The following is a 4,851-nucleotide window of genomic DNA, read 5'->3' on the forward strand; positions in this document are numbered from 1 at the left end:
ACCACCGGGACGCCCACCGCCGACCGGGCGCTGCGCTCGCTGCCGTTCCAGCACGCCAACGAGATCGCCCAGGCGCACTACTACGGCGTCACGTTCGAGAACGGCATGAGGACCGAGATCGCGCCGACCGACCACGCGGCGGTGTTCCGGTTCACCTTCGTCGACGACGCCTCGAACCTGGTGTTCGACAACGTCACCAACGAGGGCGGGTTGACGCTGGACGCCGAGAACGGCGTGGTGAGCGGGTTCTCCGACGTGCGCAGCGGGTTGTCCGCGGGCGCGACGCGGCTGTTCGTGTACGGGGAGGTGGACCGGCCGGTCACCGGCAGCGGGAAGCTCACCGGGGCCGGGCGGGACAACGTCGCCGGGTACCTGCGGTTCGACACGTCGGCCGAGAAGACCGTGACGCTGCGGATCGCCACCTCGCTGCTGGGCGTGGAGCAGGCCAAGAGGAACCTCGACCTGGAGGTGTCCACTTCGGACACCTTCGAGTCGGTGCGCGACCGGGCGCAGGGCGCGTGGGACGACATCCTCGGCAAGGTGGAGGTCGAAGGCGCGAGCCGGGACCAGCTGACTACGCTGTACTCCAACCTGTACCGGCTGTACCTGTACCCGAACTCGGGCTTCGAGAACACCGGGACGGCGGCCGAGCCGGAGTACCGGTACGCGAGCCCCGTGCGGGCGGGCGGGGCCAGCACGCCGACGCGGACCGGCGCGCAGGTCGTCGACGGGAAGGTGTACGTCAACAACGGGTTCTGGGACACCTACCGGACCACCTGGCCCGCGTACAGCCTGCTGACGCCGGAGAAGGCCGGTGAGATGGTCGACGGGTTCGTGGAGCAGTACCGGGACGGCGGCTGGATCTCCCGCTGGTCCTCCCCCGGTTACGCGAACCTGATGACCGGCACCAGCTCCGACGTGGCGTTCGCGGACGCGTACCTCAAGGGCGTCGGCGGGTTCGACGCGGAGGCGGCGTTCGCGGCGGCGGTGAAGAACGCGACGGTGACCCCGCCGAACGCGAGCGTGGGCCGCAAGGGGCTCGACACGTCGGTGTTCAAGGGCTACACGTCCACCGCCACCGGCGAGGGCATGTCGTGGGCGCTGGAGGGCTACGTCAACGACTACGGCATCGCCACCATGGCGAAGGCGCTGCACGAGGAGACCGGCAAGGCGGAGTACCTGGAGCAGCACGAGTACTTCCGCGAGCGGGCGCTGAACTACGTGACCATGTTCGACCCGTCGGTCGGGTTCTTCCAGGGCCGCAAGCCGGACGGCTCGTGGCGGCTGCCCGCCGGGCAGTACGACCCGGAGGTGTGGGGGCACGACTACACCGAGACCAACGGCTGGAACATGGCGTTCACCGTGCCGCACGACGGGCAGGGGCTGGCGAACCTGCACGGCGGCAAGGAGGGCTTGGCGAAGAAGCTGGACCAGTTCTTCGCGACGCCCGAGACGGCCACGAAGGTCGGGTCGTACGGCGGGGTCATCCACGAGATGCTCGAAGCGCGGGACGTGCGGATGGGGCAGTACGGGCACAGCAACCAGCCCTCGCACCACATCCCCTACATGTACGACTACGCCGGGCAGCCGTGGAAGACCCAGGAGAAGGTGCGGGAGGTCCTGTCGCGGCTGTACCTGGGCAGCGAGATCGGCCAGGGCTACCCCGGCGACGAGGACAACGGCGAGCAGTCGGCGTGGTGGCTGTTCAGCGCGCTGGGGTTCTACCCGCTGCAGATGGGCAGCGCGAGCTACGCGGTCGGGTCGCCGCTGTTCACCAAGGCCACGGTGGACCTGGGCGGCGGTCGCAAGCTGGTGGTGAACGCGCCGGGCAACAGCGCGTCGAACGTGTACGTGCAGTCGTTGAAGGTCAACGGGAAGGCGTGGGACAAGGCGCACCTGCCGCACTCGGTGCTCGCGGGCGGAGCGGTGCTGGACTTCGAGATGGGCGCGGCGCCCTCGACGTGGGCCAGCGGCCCGGACGCCGCTCCGCCGTCGCTGACCACGGGTCCGGCGGCGCCGACACCGCTGCGGGACGTGGTGACGGCCGCGTCGACGACCGCGTCCGGTCCGGTGGGGCCGCTGGTGGACGACACGTCGGCGACCGAGTCGGCGGTGTCGTGGGTGCAGGTCGCGGCGCCGGACCGGCGGGAGAAGGCGGAGTTCTACACGCTGACGTCGGGCAGGGCGGCGGGCGCGGACCCCGGTTCGTGGGTGCTGAAGGGCTCGTACGACGGGAAGACGTGGGTCGCGGTGGACGAGCGGTCCGGGCAGGGGTTCGCCGACCGGAAGCAGACCAGGGCGTTCAAGATCGCGCGCCCCGGCCACTACCGGCACTACCGCCTCGAACTGCCGGGGTCGGCCGCGCTGGCGGAGTTCGAGCTGCTGGCGAAGCCGTTCGCCACCTGCGACCGGGTGGTGTCCGGTGAGCACGCGGGCCCGTTGGCGGTCGGGTCCGGGACGGTGTGCCTGACCGGCGCGGTGGTGTCGGGGCCGGTCACGGTCGGGGCGGGCGCGGCGCTGTACTCGTTCGACTCGGTGGTGCGCGGTCCGGTGTCGGCGGCGGGCGCGTCGGCGGTGGTGCTGGTGGAGACCGAGGTGGCCGGTCCGGTGTCGGTGACCGGGACGACCGGCGAGGTCTCGCTGGAGCTGGCGCGCGTGGCGGGCCCGGTCTCGGTGGTCGGCGGTCGCGGCGGCACGCTCCTGGCGGGCAACGCCGTGGCCGGTCCGCTGTCCTGCTCGGGCGGTGACCCGGCCCCGGTGGACCACGGCTGGCCGAACGAGGTGAAGGGCCCGAAGTCGGGCCAGTGCACGGGCTTGTAGGTGGTGGCTACCAGGGGATTTCGCGGCAGCGGTCCGCGGAGTCCCCTGGTTCCACCTGGAGCGTGGCGTGCTCGATGTGGTACCGCTGCGCGAGCAGCTCCTGCGCGGCCTGGAGCACCACGGCCGGGTCAGCGCCGCCGCGGGTGGCGAGGTGCGCGGAGGCGACCTCCATGCCGGAGGTGAGGGTCCAGACGTGCAGGTCGTGCGCCTCGGCGACGCCGGGCAGCTGGGCGAGGTCGGCCTCCATGGCGGCGACGTCGACGCGCTCGGGGGCGTGCTGGAAGAGGATGCGCAGGGCGTTGCCCGCGAGCTTCCAGGTGCGCGGGAGCACGAAGAGGCCGATGGCGACGCCCATGACCGGGTCGGCGTACCGCCACCCGAAGACGAGCGTGACGAACCCGCTGATGAGCACGCCGACGGACCCGATGAGGTCGGCTAGCACCTCCAGGTAGGCCCCTCGGACGTTGATGCTCTCCTTGGCGCCCTCGCGGAGGGCGAGGAACGAGACGACGTTGGCGAGGAGCCCCGCGGTGGCGGCGGCGATCACCGGGAGTCCGGGGACGGCGGGCGGATCCCCGAGCCGCTGGACGGCCTCGTGGACCACGTAGCCCGCGACCCCGAAGAGCAGCAGCGCGTTGGCGAGGGCGGCGAGCACCTCGGCCCGGTAGAGCCCGAACGTCCGGCTGTTGCGGGCCTGCGCCCGCCGGGCGATGAGGATGGCCGCGAGCGCCATGCCGACGCCGAGCACGTCGGTGAGCATGTGGGCGGCGTCCGAGAGCAGCGCGAGCGATCCCGTGGCGAGCCCCACGACGAACTCGACGACCATGAACCCGGCGCCCACCCCGAAGGCGATCCAGAGCCTGCCGACGTGCGCGCTCCCGAGCGAAGCCCCACCACCGTGCCCATGCCCGTGCCCGTGTCCCATGGGGGGAACATATAGTGACATGCGCATGTATGCAACACATCCCAGTGGTCGAGCCGTATCGTTCCGCACCCCTCCCCAGGGCCACACCGCCCAACCGGGTGCCAGCTCCCCACGTTCCGGTGAAACTTCGGAAAACCCCCAGCTCAGCCGGGCCGGAGAGCGGAGTGGAGGGGGTGGTGAAACGGGGTGGCGACCATGCGCTAAGCTTCTGCCCGTAGCTACGGCCCCCGTAGCTCAGGGGATAGAGCACCGCCCTCCGGAGGCGGGTGCGCAGGTTCGAATCCTGCCGGGGGCACCACCGGAACGCCGTACCGCATCGAATGCGGTACGGCGTTCTTCTTTTGCGGTGCTACACCACCTGCCCCGCTGCGCCATTCGGTGGTTCGATCCGAGAAACCCCTACCCCGATCAGGTCGTCGGTTGGACGATCTTCACATGGGCGCGATCAGGGTTGACGAGGCGCGACCGGGTGACAACGCGGTTCGAGCGGCCATCGACTTGAGCAAGCGGCACAAGAGCACCCTGGGGTTGATGCCTGCCGGGGCGTTCGAGGAAGCGGCCTACCGAGGTGGTCTGCTGGTGGCCTCGGTCGACGACGTGGTGACGGGGTACGCGCTCTTCCGTCTGCCCCGGAACAACAAGGTCGCGCTTTCGCACCTCTGCGTGTCCCAGGAAGCACGGGGCACGGGCGTGGCACGCGCGCTGATCGAGGAGATCAAGGAGCGGCACGCTTCCCGCTGGGGCATTCGCGCCAAGTGCCGGGACGACTACGCGCTCAGCACCATGTGGGAGTCGTTGGGCTTCCAGGCCACGGGCAAAGCCCGCGGTCGTGGCAAGGACCGCAGCCCGATGACAGTTTGGTGGCTGGACCACGAGCACCCGGACCTGTTCACCTCGCTCACCGAGACCGACCTGCCGGACGACGAGCCGGATCTGCTGGAGGCCGCTCTAGACCTCAACATCCTCATGGACCTCCAGGTGGGGGACGGCTCCTCCTCGGAGCGTTCCCACGTGTTGATAGCGGACCACCTGGTAGGCCGTCTCCGACTGGTCGTGACCGGCGGGGTGGAGCGCGAACTCGCAGGTCGCGAGCAGGAACAGCGCGC

At 70.6% G+C, this 4,851-nt stretch carries 3 protein-coding genes and 1 tRNA gene; 3 read left to right on the forward strand and 1 reads right to left on the reverse strand.

Annotation, left to right across the window (positions count from 1 at the left end; translation table 11 throughout):
• The coding region (locus ACTUAL_RS21595; RefSeq protein ID WP_440901523.1) for a GH92 family glycosyl hydrolase at positions 1–2,820 on the forward strand (2,820 nt) is incomplete at its 5' end.
• A 7-nt stretch (positions 2,821–2,827) separates the two neighbouring features.
• Here ACTUAL_RS21595 and ACTUAL_RS21600 read toward each other — a convergent pair.
• Positions 2,828–3,745, reverse strand: a complete 918-nt coding sequence (locus ACTUAL_RS21600) for a cation diffusion facilitator family transporter (RefSeq protein WP_440901524.1) — start codon at positions 3,743–3,745, stop codon at positions 2,828–2,830.
• 223 nt (positions 3,746–3,968) lie between these two features.
• Between ACTUAL_RS21600 and ACTUAL_RS21605 the strand changes: the two genes are divergently transcribed.
• A tRNA-Arg gene (locus tag ACTUAL_RS21605) sits at positions 3,969–4,043 on the forward strand.
• 137 nt (positions 4,044–4,180) lie between these two features.
• The coding region (locus ACTUAL_RS21610; RefSeq protein ID WP_440901525.1) for a GNAT family N-acetyltransferase at positions 4,181–4,851 on the forward strand (671 nt) is incomplete at its 3' end.

The organism is Actinosynnema sp. (assembly GCF_052038725.1).

Coding starts and splice junctions, on each gene's coding strand:
- ACTUAL_RS21600 (WP_440901524.1), bottom strand. CDS start 3,745: ATGGGACACGGGCACGGGCATGGGCACGGTGGTGGGGCTTCGCTCGGG.